Origin of the sequence: Paenibacillus abyssi (genome assembly GCF_014640295.1) — a bacterium.
Classification (GTDB): Bacteria; Bacillota; Bacilli; order Paenibacillales; family Paenibacillaceae; genus Paenibacillus_D; species Paenibacillus_D abyssi.
Map to the genome: position 1 here is coordinate 181732 of NZ_BMGR01000010.1, position 24020 is coordinate 205751.

Sequence of the window (24020 nt, forward strand, 5' to 3'; positions counted from 1 at the left end):
AAGAACCTTTCCGGCCACACCGCTCATAACCTGTTGTAAAAGGAGTGGTGAAAATGCCAAGCTATCGCATCATCATCGACCTGTCCGAACGCAAGCTCTACTTGCTTGATGACAGCGCCGTTGTCCGCGCTTTTCCCGTAGGGGTCGGTAAAATGGTTACGCAAACCCCAACGGGCGAGTATACGATTATCAATAAACAACGGAATCCAGGCGGGCCTTTCGGCGCGCTCTGGATGGGATTGTCCAAACCGCATTATGGCATCCACGGCACCAATGATCCTTCCTCGATCGGCAAGCTCGTATCGCACGGATGCATCCGAATGTACAATCAAGATGTGCTCGCGCTGTCAGAGCTCGTCCCGGTTGGCACCCGCGTGACGATACGTCCCTGAACAAAAAATACGGCCTTCTCTTTTCAAGAGACGGACCGCAATCTTTGCTCGACATTCAAATCTTATACAACAATTCCGTATTGCTGCGTATCTGCTCTGCCGCTGCCGGAAAAGCCACCCCTTTAAGCTCCGCGATCTTCGCGACAACATCCTTGACCATCAGCGGATGCGTCCGCTTTCCCTCATACGGGCCTTCAAACGGCCACGGCCCGTCGGTCTCCGCCATCATAAGCTCCAGCGGATACCGGCGCACAATCGCTTGAATCTCCGGCTCGTATGCGACATCCGGCGTAACTGAAATCCGGTAGCCGCGGGCGATCATCCGTTCCACCGTTTCCGGCGCGCCCTTGAACCAGTGGAAATGCGCGCGCTGCACCTCATATTTCTCCAGCAGCGCACACGCTTTATCCGCATCCTCGTAGACCGCATGCAGCACCACCGCAAGATCCAGCTCTGCGGCCAGCGCAACGAAGCGCTCCAGCAGCGCCTCATAAGGCGCTTCATCGAACAGCCTGCCGGCCGCTTCCGCCTCTGTCCGCGAATAATAAGGCAGGCCTACCTCGCCGATCGCAAACCGTTCGCCTTCCCCGTGCCGCTCTCGAATCCAGTTATACAACGAATCCAGTTCAGCTTCGTCAGGAAGCGGCTGCTCCGGATGATATCCGTATGCCGTTATTACCCGGCCGCCGTAGCGCTGCTTCAGCTCGCGGTTCACTTTGCAGGATTCCAGATGCATAGACACCGCTATAACCGCTTGAAGGCCTGACGTAAATGCTTCATCCAGCATCGCCCCGCGTTCAGGCTCCGGGTATAAGTCTATATGAATATGAGCATCGATCATAGCTGGGCCCCTCCTCACATTTAACCTGATTCTCTACCGGGCTGCCGGCTCTCCCTGGCTTAGCTGCGCGTAGATTTCCTGCTTGAGCCGGTTGAACTCCGGATCCGTCCACAGCGTCTCGCTGCGCGGACGTTCGAACGGCACCCGCAGCTCGCGGATGACGACAGCCGGCGATGCAGACAACACGACAATCCGGTCGGACAGCAGCAGTGCCTCTTCGATACTGTGCGTCACAAACAATACGGAACGCCGATTCGCCTCCCACAGCTTTAACAGCCACTGCTGCATCTGCATGCGCGTCAGCGCATCAAGTGCGCCGAAGGGCTCATCCAGGCACATTAAGCTCCGCGGCGTCAGCAGCGCTCGCAGAAACGACACGCGCTGCTGCATCCCGCCTGACAATACATGCGGATATTCGCCCGCATAGCTTTCCAATCCGACGCGCGCCAGCCAGCTGCCGGTCAGCTCACGCGCCTCTTCCCTTGCTGTCCCGGCCACTTCAAGCGCCAGCTCTACATTGCCCGCCACCGTGAGCCAAGGCAGCAGGGAAGCTTGCTGCGGCATGTAGGCAATGTGTCCTCGCTGTCCGGTCGTCACCTGGCCGCCAATGCGGATTTCTCCCTTATGCGGTTGCTCCAGGCCGCCAATCAATTGAAACAAGGTGCTTTTGCCGCTGCCGCTTGGACCGATCAACGATACAAACTCGCCTTCCTCCACCGCAAACGACACCCCGCCAAGCACATCCACCGCCGCGCCGCCCCGTCCAAACCGTTTATGCACTTCTCTTACTTCCAATGCAGATGTCACGTTTTATCCCCCTTCCTTGCGCGGCTGCCAGCGAATGATCCAGCGCTCCGCCAGCGCAATGATGCCGAACAGGCTCATGCTTAGCGTAATCGTGATCAGCACGGCCGCGAATACCCGCGGCGCCATAAACCCCTTGGACGACAGCTGCATAAAGTAACCGAGACCCTTGCTCGAGCCGAGCCATTCCGCGACGATGGCGCTTGTTACACTGTAAGCCGCAGCAATTTTCAAGCCGGAGAACAGATACGGCAGCGCATGGGGAAGCTCGAGCCTCCGAAAGATATGCCACTTGTTCGCGCCGATCATTTGCATATAATTCATCAGCCGCGGATCGCTGTTGGCCAGCCCGATCATCATGGCTACCGATATCGGGAAAAAGCAAACCAGGATGATCAGCAGCACCTTGGGCAGCAGCCCGAAGCCAAACCACATGACCAGCAGCGGCCCAAGCGCAATGATCGGAATATTCTGCGACAATACGAGCAGCGGATAGACACTTAGCTTAACGCGCTTAACAAGATGAAGGAGGCCGCCGACGATGATGCCTGTCAAAGCCCCGAGCGAAAACCCAAGCAGCGTTAAACGGATCGTCGCGGCGGTGTGCTCCCACAAGCGCGGCCATATGGAGATTGCCTCCTGCACGACTGCTGCCGGACCGGGCAGGAACCATTTCTCCAGCCTGAAAAAGAAGACCGCGCCCTGCCACACGAGCAGGAACGCGATCATTGCCATGAGCGGGGGCCATACTTTCGCCCACTTACTGCCCATCGGGATATTTCTCCAGCAGCACGTCCATGGAGGCGCCATCCTGCGGGTTATAGTAAATCTTGATTTGTGAGATGACGGAAGGGCAGCCCATCTCCGTCATTGCCTCGTTCATCTGTTTGACGACCTCCAGCAAGTGGTTCAGCTCGCCCTCCATCGTCGTCTCCAGCGGCGCAACCCGGTACGGCAAACCAGACGCTTTGATGATTTCAATCGCACGGTCCACATAAGGGATGACATTCTCCCCTCCCGGCGTACGCGGTATAATTTGAATGCTGAGCAGCGCGTTAGCCATTGTTTTGGATCTCCTTTCTTATGTCCAGCTACTTCACTTATTCAGGCAAAAATTCGTTCGTGAACGCTTGGTCCGCATCCAGCTCTTTCTCCAGCAGCTTATGCTCCAGCATCCACTCTGCATAGTTCACCCATACCTCGCGCTTTTGCTCGCCCCAACGCGGCGCATCATCCTGATAGCGCGGGCTTAGCCACTTCTGGCTCGCACGGACAAGCTCAGCGTTCAAATCCGGCTCCGCGGCAATTAACACCTCGGCCGCTTCCTCCGGATTGTCGATTGCGAACTGATAACCCTGCGCCGCTCCCGCTACAAATGCTTTCACCAGGTCGGGATTGTTCGCGATATTGTCCTCATTTGTCACAAGCACCGGCGTGTAATAATCCAGCTTATCGCTGTAATCGGTCAAATACAGCATATTCATCTTTTCACCGCGCAGCTCGGCTTCAATGCCTGTCCAGGCATAGTAGATCCAGGCAAAATCAATATCCCGCTTCACGGCAGTGAAATAGTCGGCGTCACCGATGCTGACGATATTGACCTTGCTGACATCCGCTCCGGCATTTTGCATTAACGAATCAATGACTGCTTCCTCCACCGGAGAACCCCATCCGCCATACGTTTTGCCTTCAAAATCGGCGGGCGATACAATGTTCTTCTCGACCGGCGAAGCGAAGCCGGAGGTGTTGTGCTGAATGACCGCGGCGATCGACACGAGCGGCACATCCTGAATCCGCGCCTGTGTGACGCCTTCCTGATAGCTGACTCCGAACTCGGCGTCGCCTGTCGCCACCATCATGTCGGCGCCTGCTTCACCCGGCCCGATAATCTCAACGTCCAGCCCTTGCTCCTTGAAAAATCCTTTATCTCTGGCCACATACAATCCTGTGTGGTTCGTATTCGGCGTCCAATCCAGCACGACGGTTACTTTCTTAAGCGGCTCCTCCGAAGCGCCTGCAGTCCCGTTATCCCCCGTAGTCATATTCGAATTCGAATTCGAATTTGTATTTGCATTCGTATTCGTGTCCGTATTCGTTGCGGTATTTCCGCCGCCGCAGCCTGCTACAAACAGCAGAAGCGCCAACGCTGCGATCCCCCATTTTTGACGGATCCAACTTCTGTTTTGCACGATGCCTTTCCCCTTCCTACAAGCCTATCTCATTATTTCGGCAACAAAAAAACGTCCCCCGATCAGGAAGACGCTGCATATTCGCTTGAATTCACCCCGTAAAGCGGCTGCACCACAAGTTCCTACGCTGGCATTATCCAGATCAGGTCATGGGTCGGTATCATCAACGGAATACCCTCTCAGCCGGCTTTTCCAGCTCCCCGTGGTTTCATTTTGTTGTCGTTACCCTTATTATAGCAAACGCATGGCAAAAATCTACCTTTTATTCCATTCACCAGCTGATCAGGACAAGCGGAAGATCTCCCTCACATATTTGGCAATGCGGACGCTCATCTCCGCACGCACCACATCCCGCAGCATCGCAAATTTATCCTCGTAACCGCGGCATACAAAATGATAGTGCACCGCGCTGTCGATCCGCTCATCCTCGAACACTTTAATATTCCGCTGTTTAAGCTCCTTCCTTACGCGCGCCAAATCGGCGTGGATCCGGTTCATCAAGACGTTCGAAGCGGTCACGTACAGCCGTTTTAACGAATAAGTGGAGGACTCCACCTCGCGGCAGTTCTTCTCCACAATGCTCAGCATCATCGGCAGCAGGACAACATCGCGGATCATCTCGAGCTCCTCCCTTGTCGGAATCTGCGCCTTGCCCTGCTCTCCCTCCTGCGGCCGCCGCCGGCGCTCCAAATACTGCTCCCGGTGCTCGGGCAGCATCATCCGGCTCGATTCCCACCGCCCGTTCCCTTCCAGCTTTTTGCTCATCTATAGTGGCCCCCGATCTTCACATTTCTCTCATGTGCCTGCGCGGCCTCCAGCAGCGAGGATGCCCGCAGCAGCGCCGTGCTTCCGTACCGGGATCTGATCTCATCCGCTGCGCGCCCCAGGCTGCGCTTCCTCTCCCGGTCGCCAAATAGCGTAAGCTGGTATTGCCCGTCATCCGTCAGACCGGACAGCACGACGCCGATTTTGCGCACGGGCATACCGTCCCAATGCGCATAGAACACAGTCCGGGCCGCTTCGTAAACCTCATCTGCAATATTGGTCGGATCAGTGAGCGTCATTTGCCGAAAAAAACCTGTCGGCCGGTCAAAATCGGCCCCCTGCGCACCGGCGGACACAACACGCCCCATATACCCTTTGGCACGGGAGCGACGGCAGACCTCTTCGCTTAACTCCAGTAGAATGACATTGATCTCATCCTTTAGTCCGTAGTCCCTCGGCAGCGTCATTTGGTGCCCGACCGCCTTCTGCCGGTCATGCGTTCCCAGCTTCACCGGGCTCGGATCGATGCCGCGCGCCGTCTGCCAATAAAGCTCCGCCTGAATATCGCTGTTTTTGCCGAAGCGCAGGCGCATCCGGCTCTTCAATTCCGCAAGCGGCAGCCTTGCAATATCTCCAATCGTATGCAGGCCCATCCGCCCGAAATGCGCGGTCATGCGCGAGCCGACGCCGAACATTTGGCCGACGGGCTGCTGCCACAGCAGCTCCTCGACCTTGGATTCATGCAGCGTAAAAATGCCGTTCTCGTTTTTTTTGGCCCAAATATCCGTCGCCATCTTCGCCAGCATTTTCGTCGAGCTGATGCCCACGCGCGCCCATACCCCGGTATAAAGCTGGATCCGGTTTTGGATTTGGCGGGCAATCTCCTCCGGCTCTCCGAAATAAGCAATGGATCCGGTCACATCCAGAAACTGTTCATCAATTGAAAAAGGCTCCACCAAATCCGTAAACGATTCAAAAATTTCCGTGATCATCAATGAAACGTCGATATACGTTTGCATACGCGGCCGAATGACGACCAGGTCCGGACATTTGCTGAGCGCTTCGCCGAGCCGTTCCGCCGTCGTAACGCCGTAAGACTTAGCAAGCGGGCAGGCGGCCAGAATAATGCCAGACCTACGTGCCGGATCGCCCGCCACCACGACAGGGCGGCTCTCATATTCAGGATGCGCCGCTTTCTCGACCGATGCGTAAAACGATTGACAATCCGCGAGCATGATGACGCGTTCCACTTAAATCATCCCCAAATCATAATACAAGAATATATGTTCGTGTTTATATTATATACCGAATGTATGTTCGGTATGCAAGAGGAAAAATAGCCCGCTTATTCCCGGCGGCAGGAAACTCCGGAAAATCGGGCAAAAACGTTCATTTCGGAGCAAATGTGCCGAACTGCTGTGCGGCGAGAATGGCGATCTCCACTTTCTGCAGCGCAAAACCATACTCATTCGTAATTTCAAAGGAACGCGGAAGCGCAAGCTCACGGAAATAACCGGCAGCGCTCGCCGTCTCTTTGAACCAGTCACCCGGCTCGGCCGGCTCTAACGGGACATCCGGCCATGCGGCGGCCAGCGCAGGGCTGTAGAGCGGCTCAGCGCCGGGACGCAGGCGGCAGCCCTCAAGCCGCTCACGGTATTTGCGCTGGCGCGGCCGGTGGCGCACCATCGAGAACAGATGCGGGGCATAATCCGTACGCGATCCGGTATGCCTCACCGCACACGCGAAAGAATACGCCCCCTCGTAAATTAAGGGCACACTGAACAGCATCGCATAAAGACGCTTTCCGAATTCAATCCGTTCATGAAGATCTTTGAAATCTTCCAGAATAATGCCGCCCAGCTTCACACTTCCTTTACCAAGCTCATAGGGGAACAAAATCTGATTCAGCTGCAGCAGCGACTGCATGCCGAAAAATGCGGCATCCAGCACATGCTTCCGGTAATAAGGGTGGCGGACAATCCGCTGTTCAATGAAGTTCTGCTCATTCACAATCAAAGCGACCGTCAGGATGGCCGGATCGCGGCGCCGCCAGAATTGCGACCATACCGGCGCCATGAAGCGGGATACGCCAAACGCCGGCAGCAGGTGGGTCAGCTCCCGTCCGGCTTGCATCCCAGCTTCATACAACAGCAATTGCGGGTAAGCATCGCCGAAAATAAGCGCATTGGCCCGTTCCAAAAATCCGAACGTCGCCTCGCGCTGGGCGCGGTGCAGCAGCCTGGGCAGGAGTTCCCCCTGCAGATCGGTCATGTTCCACCCCCCGTTACGCGATACCATGTGCGCCAGAAAAGCCCAGTGCACCTCGGGATGCCGGCGGTAGAACGCCAAGTAGGCTGCGGTGCGCGTCACGTTATTGCGGTTGCAGCGTTTCGTCTGTTCGCGGATCCGGGCAACGACCGCTCGTTCCTCCTCCTGGAAGCTTGCTGCGGAAGCGAAGGAGCTGTCTATCGACCCGAGTGACTGTGAAGCCTCCATCTCGGCTGTCCCCGCTGGCGGAACGGCTGCCATGGCCAGCGGCTTCCAAGCGTCGGAAAGCTCCTGGAGCGACACCGGGCTCAGAAGCAGTCTTTCGGATGACTGCGCAAGCTTCTTGGAAACGGCGCGCCCGCGCCATTTATTTACAAAATAATGTACCGCCGCTCCCGGCCAGGCGGCAATACGCCCGAACCAATGCTTCACTTTTCCGCTGCGCTTGGATGGTTTGTTCATGTCGCTCCCCCTTATCAGGATTCTGTCCTAGCATTATCCGCCTTTTCACGGGCTTTTCATTCGGAAAGCGGCCAAACTTGGGGCAAACAGAGTAGGAATGCCGTTTATAACACGTTATAATGAGGGCAGCAGATCCATACGAATCGAATCGCCAAAGGAGTGCAAAGACCCGATGTGCGGACGTTATACCATTACCGTGACACTGGAAGAATTGATGCTGAGATATATGATCGGCGATACGGCGGTGCCTTATCACCGGCCTAAATATAATGTGGCCCCAGGACAAATGGTGCTGGCCGTCATCCACGACGGAACAAAGAACCGGATCGGCGAATTGCGCTGGGGACTTATTCCGAGCTGGGCGGAGGATGAGAAAATCGGCAGCCGGATGCTCAACGCCAGATCGGAGACGGTCGCCAGCAAGCCTGCCTACAAACAGCCGTTTCTCCGCAAAAGATGCCTCATACCGGCAGACGGCTTTTACGAGTGGCAAAAAACCGAAACCGGCAAACAACCGATGCGGGTCGTGCGCAAGGACCGCGCCATCTTTAGCATGGCAGGGCTGTACGATACATGGGTCGCCCCGGACGGGCGCAAAATCAGCAGCTGCACCATTCTGACCACGCAGCCCAATGAGCTGATGGCTCCGATCCATGACCGGATGCCCGTCATTCTAAGGCCGGAGGATGAAGCGGCATGGCTCGATCGCTGCAACCAGGAACCTTCCCTGCTGCAGCAGCTGCTCCTGCCATTCCCAAGCGAAGCGCTCGAGGCTTACCCGGTGGCGGCAGCGGTAGGCAGCGTCAAGAACGATGATCCGATGTGCATTGAACCCCTGTAACGGGCAAAAAAAATCGCCGACCATCAGGTCAGCGAAACATGCTCCACAGTTTAATCAGATGAAAGGTATTGCTCGGATCAATCTTCTGCGCCACTATAAACGCGATAATCTGCTCTTCTTGGGTATTCGTCAGTGATTCCTGCAGCGCATGAGCAGCCGAGCGGACGAGCTTCCGCACCTTTTCACGGTCCATTAAATCATATTTGGTTACACCGTTGAGCAGCTTTTTGATCCGTTCCTTGGTAGCGGGATGTTTCATTTTATACTTGACCCGCTCGACCAGCTCAGGCCGAATTCCGTAATTTTGATAACTCATCCAAGGACACCTCCAAAAGGTCTAAAGACGGGACATCTCTTTACTATATGTCCTTGGAAGCGGGAAGTTGACTAGTCGAGCAAATCTCCTTGGAAAATTTGCTCGCGCTGCAGCCGCTCCCGAAGCCCGGCATATTCAGGCTGCTGCCAAAATTCCGGCCTGGCCACAAGCTCGGCCGCATCATCCCGGGCCGTCTCCAGCACCGCAAAATCACTCACCATATCCGCGATGCGGAAATCCGGCAGCCCGCTCTGCTTCGTCCCGAAGAAATCCCCGGGGCCGCGCAGGTCCAGATCGCGGCGCGCCACCTCAAAGCCGTCATCCGTCTCGGTCATCACCTTCATTCGCTCCTGCCCGGTTTCCGATTTCGGATCGGCGATGAGCACGCAGAACGATTGGTGCTCGCCGCGTCCGACGCGTCCCCGCAGTTGATGCAGCTGGGACAGCCCGAAGCGCTCCGCATCCATGATGATCATGAGCGTTGCATTCGGCACGTCGACGCCCACCTCGATCACTGTCGTCGAGACGAGCACCTGCACCTCGTTTTGGCTGAACGCCCGCATCGTTTCATCCTTATCCGCCGCCGGCATCCTTCCATGCAGCAGCCCGACACGTAAATCCGGAAACGCCTGCTGCATTTGGATGTGCAGATCGATGGCGTTCTGGACATCCAGCTTCTCTGACTCCTCAATCAGCGGGCAGATGATGTAGGCCTGACGCCCGGCCCCAGCTTCCCGCCTTATGAATCCAAGCACCCGATCCATCATATCGTGTTTGACCCAGTACGTTTTTATCGCTTTACGCCCCTGCGGGCGTTCGCGCAGCGTAGAGACGTCCATATCGCCGAAGGCGGTAATCGCAAGCGTCCTCGGAATTGGGGTGGCCGTCATCGTCAGCACGTCGGGATTCATCCCTTTGCGCCTGAGAATGCTGCGCTGATTCACGCCGAACCGGTGCTGCTCATCTGTAACGACCAGACCAAGGCTGCGGAACAGCACATTTTCTTGAATGAGCGCATGCGTGCCGACTGCGATATCGATCAGTCCCATCTGCATACCGCCAAGCACATCCCGCCGCTGCCGTTCGGTCATGCTGCCGGTCAGCAGGCCGACCTGCACCCCGTACTCGGCAAACAGCTTCTGCAGGGAGCGCAGATGCTGTTCCGCTAATATTTCGGTCGGCACCATCAATGCGCCCTGATGTCCCGCTTTTATGGCCGCATAGAGCGCAATCGCCGCGACGATCGTTTTGCCGGCGCCGACATCCCCCTGCAGCAGCCGGTTCATGCAATAGGGCTGCCTCATGTCATGCAAAATCTCATTGGTCACTTTCTTCTGCGATTCCGTCAAATCAAAGGGCAGCGCCTTTACAAACGACAGGATCGCCTCATTATCGATTGCATGCGCAACGCCGTCCATCCGATTGCGTGTGAGTGTACGGAAGGCATGCAGCTTAAGTTGGAACAAAAACAGTTCCTCATATACCATCCGCCGCCGCGCATCCTGCCCTTCCTTCGTGTCCTCCGGCCGGTGGATGCGGGCAATCGCGTCCCGCCGCGGCATTAACCGGTGCTTGTCGATCAATTCACGCGGCAGCACTTCCTCAATCATGGACCCGTACTGGACGAGCGCCTGCGACATCGTTTTGCGCATCCATGTCTGCGTAATCGATCCGCCTACAGAATAGACCGGCTGAAGCGTTCCCGATTTGGCGGTTCCCTTATCCGGAAATTCCGAATCCGCAGCCGTCAGCTGCAGCCGCCGCTGATCCCATTTGCCGGTCAGCACAATCTCTCTTCCCGGCACAAGCTGATCCTGCAGGAAATGACGGTTGAACCACACCGCAGTCACCAGCCAACGGTCAACGGCGACCTTGCAGGATAACCTTGATTTGCTCCGGCCGTAGCGCTGCAGCACCGGCATCCCCATGATTTTGCCTTGAATGGTAATTTTCTCGCCATCCTTCACCTCAGCCAAATCGCGGATCCGATAATCCTCATAGCGGAACGGAAAATATTCGAGCATATCTGCCACCGTATGAACGCCAAAGGCGTGAAGCTCTTTTTCCTTCGGAGCGCTCACGCCTTTAATTTGTCTGACGGATAGCTGATTCAAATCCAGCGCCATCATGTTGTTCTCACGCCCTAAACATAAAGATCGCAGCCGCTCCCGGTCCGACATGCGTACCGATAACTGCGCCTATTTTCGTATAATTCGTCTCTTGTATATTAAAATGAACCTTCGCCAGCTCGTGCAATTCCTGCGCTCCTGCTTCATACTTGGAATAGGCCAGTGTGATATGAACCGGATCATTGCCGAAGTCCTCTTTCAACAGATCGACAATACGCTGCATGGCCTTTTTCTTCCCGCGTACCTTGTCAACAGGGGCGACTGTCCCCTCATCGTCAACGGTCAGAATCGGCTTAATATTGAGAATCGTGCCGAATAATGCCGCCGCCTTGCCGATTCGACCGCCTTTTTGCAAAAATTCAAGCGTATCGACCAGAAAATACAGCCCCAGCCCATTTCGCAGACGCTGCACTTCGGCTAATATTTCTTCCTTCGTGCTGCCTGCTTGTACCATCTGCGCCGCCGCCACCACGATCTTGCCGAAGCCATAGGATGCGGATTTCGAGTCGATCACCGTAATATCCGCTTCTTCCTCGATCAGCGAGTTCGCCAGTACGGCGGATTGATACGTGCCGCTGAGCGCAGAGGAGAGATGGATCGAAATAATCTGCACGCCCGGCTCTTCCTGCAGTATCCGCTGATAAACCTCCATGAAATCAGCCGGAGACGGCTGCGAGGTAGTGGGCAGCTTCTCGGAAGCAGCCAGCTTCGTGTAGAATTCATCCGATTCAATCGTTACCCCGTCCATAAATACATCGACGCCAAAATGAACCTTGAGCGGTACCATCTCAATGCCCAAGCGCTCCCGCACATCGGATGGGATGTCCGATGTGCTGTCCGTTACAATTCTGATCTTTGAGCTCATTCGTTCCGCCTCCTCTTTCTATTCGATTTATTCGACCGCAAAAAGGTACGGATATAACGGCTGGCCGCCGCTGTGCACTTCCAGCTCGACGTCCGGGAATTCCGTCCTGATCCAATCGGACAATGCCGCCGTCTCTTCCTCGGCTGCCCCTTCACCGGTCAGCACCGTAACCAGCTCGCCGCCTTGGCTGATCATGCGCGAGAGAAGCTCCCTGCATGTTTGCTGCAATTCCGGGGAAGCGGCGACGATTGTTTTCTCTTGAATCCCGATAAAATCGCCTTCCGATATCGTCAACTCATCGAGCACCGTGTCGCGGACCGCATAGGTCACTTGTCCCGACTGCACCTGCTCAGCCGCCTGCTGCATGAACGAGGCATTACGTTCCGGCGTCTCGTGATCCTTGAATGCCAGCAGTGAAGCCAAGCCTTGCGGAATCGTCTTCGTCGGAATGACGGTAACGCTTCGTTCGCTAAGCTCCGCCGCTTGCTGGGCCGCCAATATGATATTGGAATTATTCGGAAGCAAGAAGATGTGCTCAGCAGGCAGAGAAGCAATCGCCTGCACAAAATCTTCTGTGCTCGGATTCATCGTTTGCCCGCCAGAAAGAACAATGTCAACATTGTTGTCCAGGAAAATAGTCGAAATCCCTTCACCCATCGCCACAGCGACAATACCATAAGGCGCCAATTCGTACACCTCGGCCGGAGGTTCGCTTTGCACCGGCGCTCCTGTCAGCACTGTGGGCACCGCAGCCGCCAAATCTTGCCCGGCTTCAGTGTACGGCCCTCTCGCCGCTTCCTGCTCCTCGCTTCGCTCATCGTACACGGTGCCGTCATGCAGCAAATCGCGATGCTGATCCCGCATATTCAGAATGTGCATCTCTGTCAACTCTCCGTATGGGAGCGCAAGATTAAGCACATCCCCGGGCCTGCGCGAATGAACGTGCACTTTAATGATATCCTCTTCGGCAATGACGAGGATCGAATCCCCATCCTTGGCGAGCGATTTTTTAAAGGCTTCCTCATCAAACCGGACTCCTGGAGCAGCCCCCTGGTTGCGGTTGATAAAAAACTCCATGTCATACAGAAATTCAATCTGATCGGTTGCCAAGCGAGCTTGCGCAGAGATAGGAAGCGACGGCACCGTCTTGACCGGCGCTGCGCCGGCTGTCGCCCCTTGTGAGAACAAGCCTTGCGACGGATCGTCCGTCTCCGAGGCTGTCAAGCTCTGTAAAAACCCTTCATAAATATAAACAAGACCTTGGCCGCCCGAGTCAACCACTCCTACCTGTTTTAACACAGGCAGCAGATCCGGTGTCCGCGCAAGCGCCTCAAGCGCTTTATTATGTACTTCGTTCATTAAATCCACGATGTCCGTCGTGCGTCTTGCATAGTAAACGGCATGCTTGGCCGCTTCCTTGGCAACCGTAAGAATCGTACCTTCAACCGGCTTCACAACCGCTTTATAAGCGGTATCTACACCGTGCTGCAGAGCTGTAGCGAACTGCGCCGGACTCACCTGATCGATGCCTGCAATGCTGCGCGCAAAGCCCCGGAACAATTGGGACAGAATGACCCCGGAATTGCCGCGCGCTCCCATGAGAAGCCCCTTCGACAGCACCTCCGAAGCTTTGCCAATCGAATCCGAAGGCTTGCCGCGGAGCTCCTGCGCTCCCGCGCTCATTGTTAAATTCATATTCGTTCCCGTGTCACCGTCTGGTACAGGAAACACATTGAGTGCGTTGACGTGATCCACATGCCGCTGCAGACAGTCCGCACCTCTAAAAACCATATTTGCAAAATCTGCTCCATTAATAAAGCGCTTACTCACCGGAGACCCCTCCCTACCGAGATACGCGTACGCCTTGGACAAAAATATGGACATGATCGACCTGAAGTCCAACCACATCATTCAGCACGTACTTGACTTTAGACTGAATGTTATGCGCCACTTCCGATATTTTTGTACCGTAGCTTACGATGATGTACAAGTCAATGTGCAAAAATTCATTTTCCCGGCGAACCTCAACACCTCGGGACAGATTCTCCCGTCCAAGCAGCTCGGCGATGCCGTCTTTGAGTTGTTTGCGAGATGCCATGCCTACCAGTCCATAACACTCCATGGCCGCAGAACCGGCGATAATGGAAATGACTTCGTCGGTAATGAACACTTTACCAAGATCCGTACTTAATTGTAATGGCATGAAAACTCACTTCCTTTTTTGTATGTATTATGGACTAATCAACATTGTACTATAAAAAAAAGCGATATAGAAGCCTTTGACATCGATCTTCTGTAATTATCGCGTATTTTCTGCTTCTCACGCCATATTTTATTGATTTTTGAAACAATATTAGCTGATGTTCCTATTTTCGGGAGGCACTGCGCAAAAAGCGTAAATCTACTGTATAACATAACCAATGACAGGCAATTTGACGCGCATCGGGGGTAGATTTCAAAAAGTGTTTATGATATGATATTTTAGTGTTTGTTCAGACAGTGATTTCTGACAAGTGGATTGTTTACATATACAATTAGCACTTGCAGTGTTGCTGCCAAGTGAATGACTTTCGAATTTGTAATCAGCACTGCAGTGTTAATGCCGATTGAATTGCGCAAATCTGTGTAATTAGCACTTGCAGCATCAATGCAAGTGAATTACACAGAACTGTAATTAGCACTTGCATTATAAAAGGAGGTGTATTTCATGTCTCGCAAATGTTTCATTACAGGCAAAGGCCCGGGAACAGGCAACCACGTTTCCCACGCGAACAACAAAAACCGACGCACTTGGGGCGCCAACGTGCAAAAGGTTCGCATTCTTGTTGACGGCAAACCAAAACGCGTTTATGTCAGCACGCGCGCGCTGAAATCCGGCAAAGTAACCCGCGTATAATGGCATCATCCGCCATAGACAAAAAGCACCTGTAAAATCAGGTGCTTTTTTTACTGCAGACTAAGGAATATTTTTCCTTATCTGACAAAGAAGCCATTCAACCAAGCTATACGATCATCGCGAATCGCCCACCCTGCACTTACTATTCACGATCATTCGACAGCGAGTGCTTCGGAACTAGTTTTTTTGGAAGGTGTTCAGGATTGCCTTCACGAAACCGCCCAGAAATTTCGGCAACTTGATCGTGTAAAACTTCATGCTCCATCCCTCCTCAGCCACGCTCATCGAATTCACTTTATTGTATTCAATACATACCAAAAATGGTTACACGAGAATCAATTCCTCATGTAACCATCCTATGCGATGCCGGTCTGTCCTATTCCAAGCGCAAAATGACGTCCCGCAAACGGTATGTAATGCACTGCGCTTATTCGGCAGGCAGTTCGATCTGCCCGTTAGCAATCAGAATCACCGTGGCAATGATCGTTGTCATAAAATAAAAAACGATGGAGAGCACAATAAAGATAACACGCGTCGATATCTTGTCATAATTCCTAAAAAATCGGATCCCTAAGAAAAGGGCTGCAAGCGAGAAAACATATCGAAAAAGGCCGAGCTCCGTAACGATTGAAAATACGGATAAAAGCGCACCGCAAACCAGACTGTACAGCAAGACCCATAACGAGGTCTTAAGCCTTGACGGTTCATGCATTTCGTTCACATCATTCATCGTTTGCCTCCAGGGCGCAGCGCAGCGATGGCAGCCGCGCGGTCTGCAACACCAAACACGGCATTGCCCGCCACAAGCACATCCGCCCCGGCCTCCCTTACAAGCGGCGCGGTGTCGGCATTAATGCCTCCATCCACTTCAATCAGCACTTCCTCCCGGCCGTGCGCTGTAAGCAGCTGACGCAGCTCTCTTAGCTTGGGAAGCGCCTGAGGAATAAACTGCTGGCCTCCGAAGCCGGGATTCACGGTCATGATCAATACCATATCGATATCATCCAGCACATGCTGTACCGCCGAAAGCGGCGTTGCCGGATTCAGCGCTACGCCGGCTGGGAGTCCGTGCTCGCGGATCAAATGCACCACGCGATGTAAATGGACGCATGCTTCAGCGTGCACCGTTATCCGGTCGGCACCGGCCTCCACGAACTCGGCAATGTACTTCTCCGGCTGCTCGATCATCAGATGCACATCGAACGGCAGCTTCGTATGAGGGCGAGCAGCGCCAACAACCAGCGGGCCGAATGAAAGATTCGGCACGAAATGCCCGTCCATCACGTCAACGTGAATCCAGTCTGCACCCCCCCGCTCCGCATCCTTTATGTCCTCTGCTAGCTTTGCGAAATCCGCTGAGAGGATCGATGGCGCAATAATGGACATGAATTAATACCTCCGCTTTTTTTCTTTCATCTCTGTAAGGAACAATACATAATGGTCATATCGGCTGGCCTCGATTGCGCCTTCATGATACGCTTCGAGCACCTTGCAGCCGGGCTCATGCACATGCGTGCAACCGCGGAATTTGCAGGCTTCAGCATACGGCCGGAATTCCCGGAAGCTGCTGCTAAGCTCCTCGACCCCCAGCTCCGTGAAATCAAGCTGGCTGAAGCCCGGTGTATCCGCCACTAAGCCGCCGCCCCCGATCTCGATCAGCTCTACATGGCGCGTCGTATGCTTTCCTCGTCCCAGTCTGCTGCTGATCTCATTCGTTTCCAGCGATAAGCCCGGGACAATCGCATTCAGCAAGGAGGACTTCCCGACGCCGGATTGCCCGGCGAACACGCTGAGATGGCCGGCAAGCCGCTGGTTTAGCGCATCCATGCCTTCACCAAGACGCGAACTCGTGTGATAAATCTCATATCCGATCGGCCGGTAGATACGCTCCACCGCTTCTGCGGATGCCGCTGCCTCGCCCTGTGCGCCTTCATCATCCGAAGGCTCCGAACCGCCCGTCAGATCCTGCTTGCTAAGGCATAATACCGCATCAATGCCCGCATGTTCGATATGAACAAGAAACTTGTCCAACAGCTGCAGGTTAAGCGCGGGTTCAGATACGGAGAATACGAGCACGGCCAGTTCCACATTAGCGACGGGAGGACGGATGAGCTCGGAACGGCGGGGCAGTATTTCGTCTACCATCCCTTCGCCGTTCTCCGTCCGGCTGAATACGACGCGGTCCCCAACAAGCGGAGACAAGCCTTTTTTCTTAAAAATGCCGCGTGCGCGGCATTGAATAGTGCCTGAGGATGCGTCAGCATCCTCAGGCATTACGTAATAATATCCACTGAGCGCTTTTACAATCCGGCCGGTCGTAACTTCACTGCTGCTCGTCATTGTTACCCCCGTTATTACTACTAGGATTATGATCTACAGGTTCATCACCGTTGGGGCCGTTTGGCGGTTCCTCGGCTTGAACCGGTTGTTCCGCCGGCGGCTGCGGCTGCGTACCTGGGATCGTCTCCGATGAACCGGCATCCCCCGACCTAACCTCGTCATACGTTTTCGAGAACATATCGACCCACTCATTATCGCGATAGACGGTGACTCTGGCTTCCGTATTCGGAGCGAGCACAACATCGACCGGGAAAGATTGCGTATCGCTGATCGTTCGTTTGCAGCATTCAACATTCTCGCCGCGGGCATCGGAATAAACAATCCGGATCTCGCTTGATTTGCCTGCTACTGCGGGAGATATCGAAATATTGAACGTATACCTCAGTGCTTCTTCAGGCAAGCCGGAGCTAACTGTAATCGAAACCTCAGCGCCTTTCGCTACAGGATCCCCGGCTTTATAAGGAAACTGCTCCGTGACCTGGCCTGTCGGAGAATAACCCGGTTCCTTCACGATGCCATTGCCCGGTCCAAGCGTAAGCTGGCTGTCGATAATTTTCTGTATCGCTTCCTTCTCCGTCAAGCCAACCAAATTGGGCATCTCGAACGTTTCAAGCCCCTTACTTACCGTAAAGTGAATTTCCACTGTCTTCGGATCGAATTCCTCGTTATTAGCCGGCGTTTGCGAGATGATTGTCCCGGACGGCTGCTCGGAGAATACATCTTCCTTCGTAATGCTATCCTCGCTTACGCCAAGCGTTATCAAGCTGTTTCTAACATCAGTATAGCTCTGGCCCACATAATTGCCCATCTGCTCCATCTGAGGTCCGAGGCTGACATACAATTTAACGAATGAACCCGCTTTAACGGTCATATTCTGCTTCGTTTGGTCAAACACGACATCGATTGGAACATCGTCTCTAATTTCACGAATAATCGGCTCTTCTACTTTCAGGCCCGCTTCCTCCAGCTTGCCGCGCGCTTCCTGCTCCGTCATGCCGACAACGTAAGGCACATCCACTTCATCCGTATCGATGTAATCCAGAAATAACCGGAAGCCCAAGAACAGCAGGGCAAGGATAAGCAGGGTAACCACGACGGTGACGACAGGCTTGACCCACTTCCGTTTGCCCGGCTCCGCCAAGCCTGTTGAATTCCAGCGATCATCCGTGTCGCCGCCGGAAATATTGGCCGCTGATGCTGCCAGGCCCGATACCGCAGGACTCACTTCGCCGCTGCCCTTGATCGCCGGCATGACCCGTGTCGCTTCAGGATCCTCATCGCCAAATTCGATTTTCGGCTCGTTCAGACGTTCAGGCAGCAAGCAGGTTTCCAGATCCTGCTGCATTTCATCAGCCGATACATAACGTTCGGCCGGGTTTTTGCGCATAGAGCGGAGAATGATGTTCTCCACGCTTTGCGGGATATGCGGGTTGACCGCCCGTGGCTCTTCAAAATCTTCCTGAAGATGCTTGAGCGCCACGCTGATGGGGCTTTCCCCGAGAAATGGCAGCCGGCCCGTCAGCATCTGATACAGCACGATCCCAAGCGAGTATAAGTCTGATTTTTCCCCTGTGCTTACCCCTTTGGCGTGCTCTGGAGAGAAGTAATGCACAGAACCGACAACCGAACCTGTTTGTGTGATTGTGGAAGAAGTCACTGCACGGGCGATGCCGAAATCCGTCACCTTGACCCGGCCGTTCTTGCCGATAAGAATATTATGAGGTTTAATATCGCGATGAATGATTTGATTATGATGGGCGTGCTCGAGCGCGTCGCAGATCTGCAGGGCAATGCGCACCGCTTCGTCCGCCTGAAGAGGAGCACGCTCCAGAATGACCTCATTAAGATTGCTGCCTTCCACATATTCCATAACAATATAATGCGTTTCGTCCTCTTGACCCACATCGTAAATGCTGACCACGTTCGGATGCGACAACGATGCCGCAGATTGCGCCTCGCGCCTGAAACGGCGAATAAATTCTTCATCATGCACAAATTGCTGCCGCAGCACTTTAACCGCAACATTCCGGTTAAGCAGAATGTCGTGCGCTTTATACACAAGCGCCATACCGCCGCCGCCAACCCGCTCTATGATTTCATATCGACCGCCTAGTTCGTGTCCGATCATGTTATTTCTCACCCCTCTTGCTCCGCCTCGGAATCGTCCTGCAGCAGTACGACGGTTATATTATCGTCGCCTCCCGCTTGCAAAGCCAACTCGACGAGACGGTCCGCTTTACCGTCAAGATTCAAATCCTCGGATTGCAGCGTCCCGAGCATTTCTTCTTCGCTGATCATGTTGCTGAGCCCGTCACTGCAAAGCAGAAGCATGTCTCCGGATTTCCATGGGAGCGCTCGGACATCGACCTCTACTTGCGGATCGGTTCCAAGCGCCCGTGTCAGCACGTTGCGCCGAGGGTGGGTAGCCGCTTCTTCGGGGCTGATCTGACCGTTCTTTGCAAGCTCATTAACAAGCGTATGATCTTCGGTCAGCTGCGATATCAGCCCGTCTCTTATTTTGTATGCCCGGCTGTCTCCGATATGCCCGATAACAACGCATTTCTCCTGCAGAAGGACGGCGACCACGGTCGTTCCCATATTGTGGTACTGTTCATTCTGCGAGGCTACATCATACACGACCTCGTTAGCTTGCAGAATCGCTTGTCGAATAAGCAGCTTAGCCTGCTCTGTGCTTAGATCTGCCGGCAGTTCCGTCAGCGCGTCCCTGAATGCGTCTACGGCCAATTGACTGGCCACATCGCCTGCTTGGTGGCCTCCCATGCCGTCCGCGACAATCGCCAGCGTGACGCCATGATCGAGAAAGCCGACCCAGGAACGGTCTTCATTTACCATACGAATGCGACCGATATCACTTCGATTTGCCGTGTTCAACCTGTCTTCACCTCGTCTGGGACTCCATATGTTTCGCTCGTAATTGACCGCAAGCCGCCGCAATGTCATGGCCTTGCTCCCTGCGGATGGTGGCATTGATTTTTTTCCGTTCCAGAATGCGCTGGAATTCAAAGATATCCTCGCGGGGCGTCCGCACATAATCACGCTCCGGCACATGATTGACCGGGATCAAATTGACATGGCACATCATATCCTTCAGCACATCGGCGAGCTCCTCCGCATGCTCGGGCCGGTCATTGACACTGCCGATCAATGCGTATTCAAAGGTAATCCTTCGTCCGGTCTTCGCAATGTAGTACCGGCAGGCTTCCATGACCTCTTCGAACGGGAAACGCCGGTTGACCGGCATCAGCTTGGAGCGCAGCGCATCATTGGGCGCATGTATGGAAATCGCCAGATTGATCTGCGTATTCTCTTCCGCGAATTTATAGATGCTGGGCACGATGCCGCTTGTTGACACGGTAATATGGCGCTGGCCGATATTCAGCCCTTTCTCGTGAATCATAATCCGGAGAAAAGCCATGGTCGCGTCGTAGTTCTCAAAAGGTTCGCCGGAACCCATGATGACGATACTGGAGACGCGTTCGCCAGTTGCGTCCAGCATTTGCTGGGCGGTTACCACCTGGGCGACAATCTCACCGGCGGTCAGATTGCGCTTCAACCCGCCGAGCGTCGATGCGCAGAACGTGCAGCCGATGCGGCAGCCCACCTGCGTCGTCACACAGATGCTGTTTCCGTAATTATGCCGCATAATGACCGTTTCAATCGCATGGTTATCATGCAGGCCGAACAAGAACTTCACGGTTCCGTCCTTGGATTCAAATTTCGTGATTTCCTGCAGCGTGACGAATGCGAACTGCTCATCCAGCTTCTCACGCAGCGCTTTGGGCAGGTTGGTCATGTCCTTAAACCCTTTGGCCCGTTTTACATAAAGCCAATCAAAGAGCTGGGCGCCCCGAAAAGACGGCTCCCCGTTCTCTTTCATCCACTGCTGGAGCTGCTCCAGCGTATAATCATATATAAATGGTTTCATCTCATCACACCTGTTTCGCTTTTTAAGTATAGCCGCGGAAATGCCCGGGACCATCGCTTTATTTTACCACAAACGCCATGTACAGACTACCGGTCCGCATTCAGGCCGCGTTTGCGAAGCCGGGTGATGAAAAAACCGTCACTATCCGCTTGATGCGGCAGAAGCTGTACCATCCCGTTAAACTCCGCTGTAATTATACCTTTTTGGCGAAGGGACGCCATAATCGGCTCCGGCCAATTCGGGTCGAGCTCATATCCGGGATGCTCGCGCAAAAATCGCAGCACCTGCTCTTCATTCTCCGACCTCTCTACGGTGCACGTGCTGTACACCAATACGCCGCCCGGCTTGACAAGCCCGGCAACCGCATCCAGCAAGCGCTGCTGAACCTGCGCGACCGCCGTTATATCCTCCGGCGACTTCGTCCATTTCACCTCCGGCTTGCGGCGGATCACGCCAAGCCCTGAGCACGGCGCGTCCAGCAGCACCACATCCATCGATGCGGGCGCAAAACGCTCCTTCAATACCGCAGCGTCACTGCTCACCGTCCGGATACAGGACAAACCGAGCCGGTCCGCCTGCGCCTGGATCAGCTTTTGCTTATGCGGATGCAGATCATTGGCCCATACTGTGCCTTCATTGCTCATCTTCTCAGCCAGATGCGTCGTTTTGCCGCCTGGTGCCGCACAGCAATCCAGCACCTGCATGCCGGGCTTCGGATCTGCGACCTCGGCAACGAGCATCGAGCTCTCGTCTTGAACAGTCCATCGTCCATCCCGATATCCGATCGTATCGGCCATATTTCCGCCCCGTGTGACGACGATGCCCGCCGGCGCCAGCTCGGAGATCTCCGCTTCACTGCCGTTCTCGCGCAGCTGCTGCAGCGCCTCTTCGCGAGAAATGCGCAGCGGGTTAATGCGAATGCTTCCCTTAGGAGGCTGATTGTCGGCAGCACACATCGCTTCAGCGGCCTGTTCCCCGTAAGCTTGGATCCACCGTTTCACCAGCCAAAGCGGGTGGGAATGCTGCAGTGAAATGCGCTCAGCCGCATCTGCGCTCTCAGGAATCGTCAGCTCGCCACGGCTGCGCAGCATACTGCGCAGCACACCGTTTACCATGCCGGCGATTCCCGCATGCCCGCGCCGCTTGGCGATTTGCACCGCTTCATGAACCGCGGCATGCGGAGGAATACGATCCAGGTAGACGAGCTGGTAGGCGCTCATGCGAAGCAGCTGGCGCACCCACGGCTCCAGCTTATCCAATCCTTTGGCGACGAACTTGGCCAGCCAATAATCAAGCGTACCCTGCCGCTGAATCGTACCGTAGACCAATTCCGTGGCCAGTCCGGCATCGGCGCGCGATAATTCCGCCTCCTGAAGTGCACGGTTCAATTGCAAATTGCTGTATGCCTGATCGCGTTCCACTCTATGTAACGTATCAAGAGCCAGCTCGCGTGCGGTAAGCGGACGCTTCCCTGCCGTTCCTTTCGCTTGGCGGGTCATGATCCTTCACCGCCAAGCGTCGTTCCACCCGGGATGCGGGATCCTTTCAGCCAATCTGCGGCCGGCATTGCTTTCTTGCCTGCGGGTTGAATGAACGTTAGCTCGAGCACCCCTTCCCCAGTCTGCACAAGAATCCCGTCCGCGCTTGTTTCAAGCACCTGTCCCGGTGCGGCTTGTCCGGCGGCTTGCCCTGCACGGGCGATCCGGCACGCCCAAACCTTGAAAACTTCACCGTGCAAATAAGTAAATGCGCCTGCCATTGGAGCCAGGCCTCGCACCTGATTAAAGATCTCTCCAGCCGGTCGGGTCCAGTCGATTCGCTCGTCCTCCCTGGACAGGTTCGGGGCATAGGTCGCCTCGGCATCATTTTGCGGCTCCGGCGTTACCGTTCCACTAATGATAGAAGGCAGTGTTGCGCCCAGCAGCTCCGCTCCCGCCAGGCTTAGCTTCGTGAACATCGTGCCGGAGGTATCCCCTTCGGCGATCGGCACTTCAACCCGGCTGATCATATCGCCCGTATCCAGACCTTCGGCCATATACATGATCGTTACGCCTGTTACCGTCTCGCCATTCATAATAGCACGCTGAATCGGCGCACCTCCCCGATATTGGGGCAGTAACGAGCCGTGCACGTTAATACAGCCCAGCCGCGGCAGCTCGAGCACTGCCTTCGGCAAGATTTGCCCATACGCCGCTGTGACGATCAAATCCGGTTCGAATGCCGCGACTTGCCGGATCGCCTCCGGGTCGCGCATGCGTCCCGGCTGTAGAACAGGAAGGCCGCGCAGCAGCGCAGCCTCTTTAACCGGTGGTGGAGTCAATGTGCGTTTTCTTCCTTTGGGGCGGTCGGGTTGCGTCACGACAGCTACCACCTCATACCCGTTATCCAATAATAAGTTCAACGATGGAACGGCAAAATCAGGCGTTCCCATGAACACAATACGCATTCTTTCACTCTCCATTTGCTCGTGGCTTCGTTGTAATATCGTAGACGTTTTCCGCCAAATCGGTAAACAACACGCCGTTTAGATGATCTACCTCATGCTGGAACGCGCGGGCCAGAAAATCCGTCGCTTCCACAATGAATTCAGCTCCGTTGCGATCCTGGCCTTTGACCTTGATCCGCTGGGCACGCTTGACGTCCCCGTTAATGCCCGGGATGCTCAAGCAGCCCTCAGGGCCCAATTGTTCCCCGTCTTGCTCGATAATTTCCGGATTAACCATTTCGATCAAACCGTGCTCGTCACCTACATCTACAACGATGACGCGTTTAAGGATGCCGATTTGAGGCGCAGCCAAGCCGACGCCTTCAGCATCATACATCGTGTCTGCCATATCGCCTAGCAGCTTTTGTAAATTCGCGTTAAATTTCGTAACTTCCTTTGCTCTTTCCCGCAATACGGGATCCGGATCCTTCACGATAATTCGGATGGCCATGGCCTTCCCTTCCTTTACCTGTATAATTTG

26 protein-coding genes and 1 riboswitch are annotated in these 24020 nt (G+C 54.6%); of the genes, 3 read left to right on the top strand and 23 right to left on the bottom strand.

What is annotated here, in order from left to right; genetic code table 11:
• Nucleotides 1-53 precede the first annotated feature (53 nt).
• Entirely contained in the window at nt 54-392 is a 339-nt protein-coding gene (locus IEW11_RS16065) for a L,D-transpeptidase (protein ID WP_188532084.1), read from the top strand.
• A gap of 55 nt (nt 393-447) precedes the next feature.
• Here the strand turns inward: IEW11_RS16065 and IEW11_RS16070 are convergent, their stop codons facing one another.
• From IEW11_RS16070 to IEW11_RS16105, 8 genes are all read right to left on the bottom strand, one after another.
• Nucleotides 448-1233: a TatD family hydrolase gene (locus IEW11_RS16070; RefSeq protein WP_188532085.1), complete on the bottom strand. Its 786-nt coding sequence runs from the start codon at nt 1231-1233 to the stop codon at nt 448-450.
• Between the two features lie 33 nt (nt 1234-1266).
• Nucleotides 1267-2040: an ABC transporter ATP-binding protein gene (locus tag IEW11_RS16075; RefSeq protein WP_188532086.1), complete on the bottom strand. Its 774-nt coding sequence runs from the start codon at nt 2038-2040 to the stop codon at nt 1267-1269.
• A gap of 3 nt (nt 2041-2043) precedes the next feature.
• Nucleotides 2044-2808, bottom strand: a complete 765-nt coding sequence (locus tag IEW11_RS16080; RefSeq protein WP_188532087.1) for an ABC transporter permease — start codon at nt 2806-2808, stop codon at nt 2044-2046.
• Nucleotides 2798-3100, bottom strand: coding sequence for a thiamine-binding protein (locus IEW11_RS16085; protein ID WP_188532088.1), 303 nt, complete (start codon nt 3098-3100; stop codon nt 2798-2800). Before IEW11_RS16085 ends, IEW11_RS16080 begins: the two co-directional genes overlap by 11 nt.
• Before the next feature lie 37 nt (nt 3101-3137).
• Nucleotides 3138-4079 (bottom strand): ABC transporter substrate-binding protein, encoded by a 942-nt coding sequence (locus IEW11_RS16090; protein ID WP_188532138.1) that lies wholly within the window; start codon nt 4077-4079, stop codon nt 3138-3140.
• 248 nt (nt 4080-4327) lie between these two features.
• A riboswitch (TPP riboswitch) is annotated at nt 4328-4439 on the bottom strand.
• Nucleotides 4440-4508: 69 nt separating this feature from the next.
• Nucleotides 4509-4991, bottom strand: a complete 483-nt coding sequence (locus tag IEW11_RS16095; protein ID WP_188532089.1) for a YhjD family protein — start codon at nt 4989-4991, stop codon at nt 4509-4511.
• Nucleotides 4988-6241, bottom strand: coding sequence for a DNA polymerase IV (locus tag IEW11_RS16100; protein WP_229725340.1), 1254 nt, complete (start codon nt 6239-6241; stop codon nt 4988-4990). Before IEW11_RS16100 ends, IEW11_RS16095 begins: the two co-directional genes overlap by 4 nt.
• A gap of 139 nt (nt 6242-6380) precedes the next feature.
• Entirely contained in the window at nt 6381-7721 is a 1341-nt protein-coding gene (locus IEW11_RS16105; protein ID WP_188532090.1) for a DUF2515 domain-containing protein, read from the bottom strand.
• Nucleotides 7722-7893: 172 nt separating this feature from the next.
• On the opposite strand from IEW11_RS16105, the gene IEW11_RS16110 reads away from it, so the two are divergent.
• The gene (locus IEW11_RS16110) at nt 7894-8562 is read left to right on the top strand and encodes an SOS response-associated peptidase (RefSeq protein ID WP_188532091.1); all 669 of its coding nucleotides are present in this window, start codon (nt 7894-7896) and stop codon (nt 8560-8562) included.
• A gap of 28 nt (nt 8563-8590) precedes the next feature.
• Here IEW11_RS16110 and IEW11_RS16115 read toward each other — a convergent pair whose 3' ends face one another.
• From IEW11_RS16115 to IEW11_RS16135, 5 genes are all read right to left on the bottom strand, one after another.
• A complete protein-coding gene (locus IEW11_RS16115; protein ID WP_188532092.1) occupies nt 8591-8878 on the bottom strand; it encodes a stage VI sporulation protein F in 288 nt (95 codons plus the stop codon).
• A gap of 71 nt (nt 8879-8949) precedes the next feature.
• Complete coding sequence (gene recG / locus IEW11_RS16120; RefSeq protein ID WP_188532140.1) at nt 8950-11004, bottom strand: ATP-dependent DNA helicase RecG; 2055 nt, start codon at nt 11002-11004, stop codon at nt 8950-8952.
• A 10-nt stretch (nt 11005-11014) separates the two neighbouring features.
• Complete coding sequence (gene fakB, locus IEW11_RS16125) at nt 11015-11872, bottom strand: DegV family protein (protein WP_188532093.1); 858 nt, start codon at nt 11870-11872, stop codon at nt 11015-11017.
• Between the two features lie 27 nt (nt 11873-11899).
• Nucleotides 11900-13702 (bottom strand): fatty acid kinase ATP-binding subunit FakA, encoded by a 1803-nt coding sequence (gene fakA / locus IEW11_RS16130; RefSeq protein WP_505799482.1) that lies wholly within the window; start codon nt 13700-13702, stop codon nt 11900-11902.
• 13 nt (nt 13703-13715) lie between these two features.
• Nucleotides 13716-14075 carry an Asp23/Gls24 family envelope stress response protein gene (locus IEW11_RS16135; RefSeq protein WP_188532094.1) on the bottom strand — a complete coding sequence of 120 codons (360 nt, stop codon included), beginning with the start codon at nt 14073-14075 and terminating at the stop codon, nt 13716-13718.
• A 504-nt stretch (nt 14076-14579) separates the two neighbouring features.
• Here IEW11_RS16135 and rpmB point away from each other — a divergent pair.
• On the top strand, nt 14580-14768 hold the full coding sequence (gene rpmB / locus IEW11_RS16140; RefSeq protein WP_188532095.1) for a 50S ribosomal protein L28: 189 nt from the start codon (nt 14580-14582) through the stop codon (nt 14766-14768).
• Between the two features lie 177 nt (nt 14769-14945).
• On the opposite strand, the gene spoVM is transcribed toward rpmB, so the two are convergent.
• The 10 genes from spoVM to def all read right to left on the bottom strand — a co-directional run bounded on the left by spoVM (nt 14946) and on the right by def (nt 23990).
• Nucleotides 14946-15026: a stage V sporulation protein SpoVM gene (gene spoVM / locus IEW11_RS16145; protein WP_010345573.1), complete on the bottom strand. Its 81-nt coding sequence runs from the start codon at nt 15024-15026 to the stop codon at nt 14946-14948.
• A gap of 169 nt (nt 15027-15195) precedes the next feature.
• Entirely contained in the window at nt 15196-15498 is a 303-nt protein-coding gene (locus IEW11_RS16150; RefSeq protein ID WP_188532096.1) for a hypothetical protein, read from the bottom strand.
• The gene (gene rpe, locus IEW11_RS16155) at nt 15495-16154 is read right to left on the bottom strand and encodes a ribulose-phosphate 3-epimerase (RefSeq protein WP_188532097.1); all 660 of its coding nucleotides are present in this window, start codon (nt 16152-16154) and stop codon (nt 15495-15497) included. Before rpe ends, IEW11_RS16150 begins: the two co-directional genes overlap by 4 nt.
• Nucleotides 16155-16157: 3 nt before the next feature.
• A complete protein-coding gene (gene rsgA, locus IEW11_RS16160) occupies nt 16158-17108 on the bottom strand; it encodes a ribosome small subunit-dependent GTPase A (protein WP_188532098.1) in 951 nt (316 codons plus the stop codon).
• A complete protein-coding gene (gene pknB, locus IEW11_RS16165; protein ID WP_188532099.1) occupies nt 17092-19236 on the bottom strand; it encodes a Stk1 family PASTA domain-containing Ser/Thr kinase in 2145 nt (714 codons plus the stop codon). The genes rsgA and pknB overlap by 17 nt, the downstream gene beginning before the upstream one ends.
• 8 nt (nt 19237-19244) lie before the next feature.
• Complete coding sequence (locus IEW11_RS16170; protein WP_188532100.1) at nt 19245-20000, bottom strand: Stp1/IreP family PP2C-type Ser/Thr phosphatase; 756 nt, start codon at nt 19998-20000, stop codon at nt 19245-19247.
• Between the two features lie 7 nt (nt 20001-20007).
• Complete coding sequence (gene rlmN / locus IEW11_RS16175; RefSeq protein ID WP_229725342.1) at nt 20008-21054, bottom strand: dual-specificity RNA methyltransferase RlmN; 1047 nt, start codon at nt 21052-21054, stop codon at nt 20008-20010.
• A gap of 86 nt (nt 21055-21140) precedes the next feature.
• The gene (gene rsmB, locus IEW11_RS16180; RefSeq protein ID WP_188532102.1) at nt 21141-22553 is read right to left on the bottom strand and encodes a 16S rRNA (cytosine(967)-C(5))-methyltransferase RsmB; all 1413 of its coding nucleotides are present in this window, start codon (nt 22551-22553) and stop codon (nt 21141-21143) included.
• Complete coding sequence (gene fmt / locus IEW11_RS16185) at nt 22550-23500, bottom strand: methionyl-tRNA formyltransferase (RefSeq protein WP_188532103.1); 951 nt, start codon at nt 23498-23500, stop codon at nt 22550-22552. The genes rsmB and fmt overlap by 4 nt, the downstream gene beginning before the upstream one ends.
• 4 nt (nt 23501-23504) lie before the next feature.
• A complete protein-coding gene (gene def, locus IEW11_RS16190; RefSeq protein WP_188532104.1) occupies nt 23505-23990 on the bottom strand; it encodes a peptide deformylase in 486 nt (161 codons plus the stop codon).
• Nucleotides 23991-24020: the final 30 nt, after the last annotated feature.

What these genes read in the sequence shown, in the direction of transcription:
- IEW11_RS16065 (WP_188532084.1), top strand. Translation starts at nt 54, where the DNA reads ATGCCAAGCTATCGCATCATCATCGACCTGTCCGAACGCAAGCTCTAC.
- IEW11_RS16070 (WP_188532085.1), bottom strand. Translation starts at nt 1,233, where the DNA reads ATGATCGATGCTCATATTCATATAGACTTATACCCGGAGCCTGAACGC.
- IEW11_RS16080 (WP_188532087.1), bottom strand. Translation starts at nt 2,808, where the DNA reads ATGGGCAGTAAGTGGGCGAAAGTATGGCCCCCGCTCATGGCAATGATC.
- IEW11_RS16085 (WP_188532088.1), bottom strand. Translation starts at nt 3,100, where the DNA reads ATGGCTAACGCGCTGCTCAGCATTCAAATTATACCGCGTACGCCGGGA.
- IEW11_RS16090 (WP_188532138.1), bottom strand. Translation starts at nt 4,079, where the DNA reads ATGACTACGGGGGATAACGGGACTGCAGGCGCTTCGGAGGAGCCGCTT.
- IEW11_RS16095 (WP_188532089.1), bottom strand. Translation starts at nt 4,991, where the DNA reads ATGAGCAAAAAGCTGGAAGGGAACGGGCGGTGGGAATCGAGCCGGATG.
- IEW11_RS16105 (WP_188532090.1), bottom strand. Translation starts at nt 7,721, where the DNA reads ATGAACAAACCATCCAAGCGCAGCGGAAAAGTGAAGCATTGGTTCGGG.
- IEW11_RS16110 (WP_188532091.1), top strand. Translation starts at nt 7,894, where the DNA reads ATGTGCGGACGTTATACCATTACCGTGACACTGGAAGAATTGATGCTG.
- IEW11_RS16115 (WP_188532092.1), bottom strand. Translation starts at nt 8,878, where the DNA reads ATGAGTTATCAAAATTACGGAATTCGGCCTGAGCTGGTCGAGCGGGTC.
- recG (WP_188532140.1), bottom strand. Translation starts at nt 11,004, where the DNA reads ATGGCGCTGGATTTGAATCAGCTATCCGTCAGACAAATTAAAGGCGTG.
- fakB (WP_188532093.1), bottom strand. Translation starts at nt 11,872, where the DNA reads ATGAGCTCAAAGATCAGAATTGTAACGGACAGCACATCGGACATCCCA.
- IEW11_RS16135 (WP_188532094.1), bottom strand. Translation starts at nt 14,075, where the DNA reads ATGCCATTACAATTAAGTACGGATCTTGGTAAAGTGTTCATTACCGAC.
- rpmB (WP_188532095.1), top strand. Translation starts at nt 14,580, where the DNA reads ATGTCTCGCAAATGTTTCATTACAGGCAAAGGCCCGGGAACAGGCAAC.
- spoVM (WP_010345573.1), bottom strand. Translation starts at nt 15,026, where the DNA reads ATGAAGTTTTACACGATCAAGTTGCCGAAATTTCTGGGCGGTTTCGTG.
- IEW11_RS16150 (WP_188532096.1), bottom strand. Translation starts at nt 15,498, where the DNA reads ATGAATGATGTGAACGAAATGCATGAACCGTCAAGGCTTAAGACCTCG.
- rpe (WP_188532097.1), bottom strand. Translation starts at nt 16,154, where the DNA reads ATGTCCATTATTGCGCCATCGATCCTCTCAGCGGATTTCGCAAAGCTA.
- rsgA (WP_188532098.1), bottom strand. Translation starts at nt 17,108, where the DNA reads ATGACGAGCAGCAGTGAAGTTACGACCGGCCGGATTGTAAAAGCGCTC.
- pknB (WP_188532099.1), bottom strand. Translation starts at nt 19,236, where the DNA reads ATGATCGGACACGAACTAGGCGGTCGATATGAAATCATAGAGCGGGTT.
- rlmN (WP_229725342.1), bottom strand. Translation starts at nt 21,054, where the DNA reads ATGAAACCATTTATATATGATTATACGCTGGAGCAGCTCCAGCAGTGG.
- rsmB (WP_188532102.1), bottom strand. Translation starts at nt 22,553, where the DNA reads ATGACCCGCCAAGCGAAAGGAACGGCAGGGAAGCGTCCGCTTACCGCA.
- fmt (WP_188532103.1), bottom strand. Translation starts at nt 23,500, where the DNA reads ATGCGTATTGTGTTCATGGGAACGCCTGATTTTGCCGTTCCATCGTTG.
- def (WP_188532104.1), bottom strand. Translation starts at nt 23,990, where the DNA reads ATGGCCATCCGAATTATCGTGAAGGATCCGGATCCCGTATTGCGGGAA.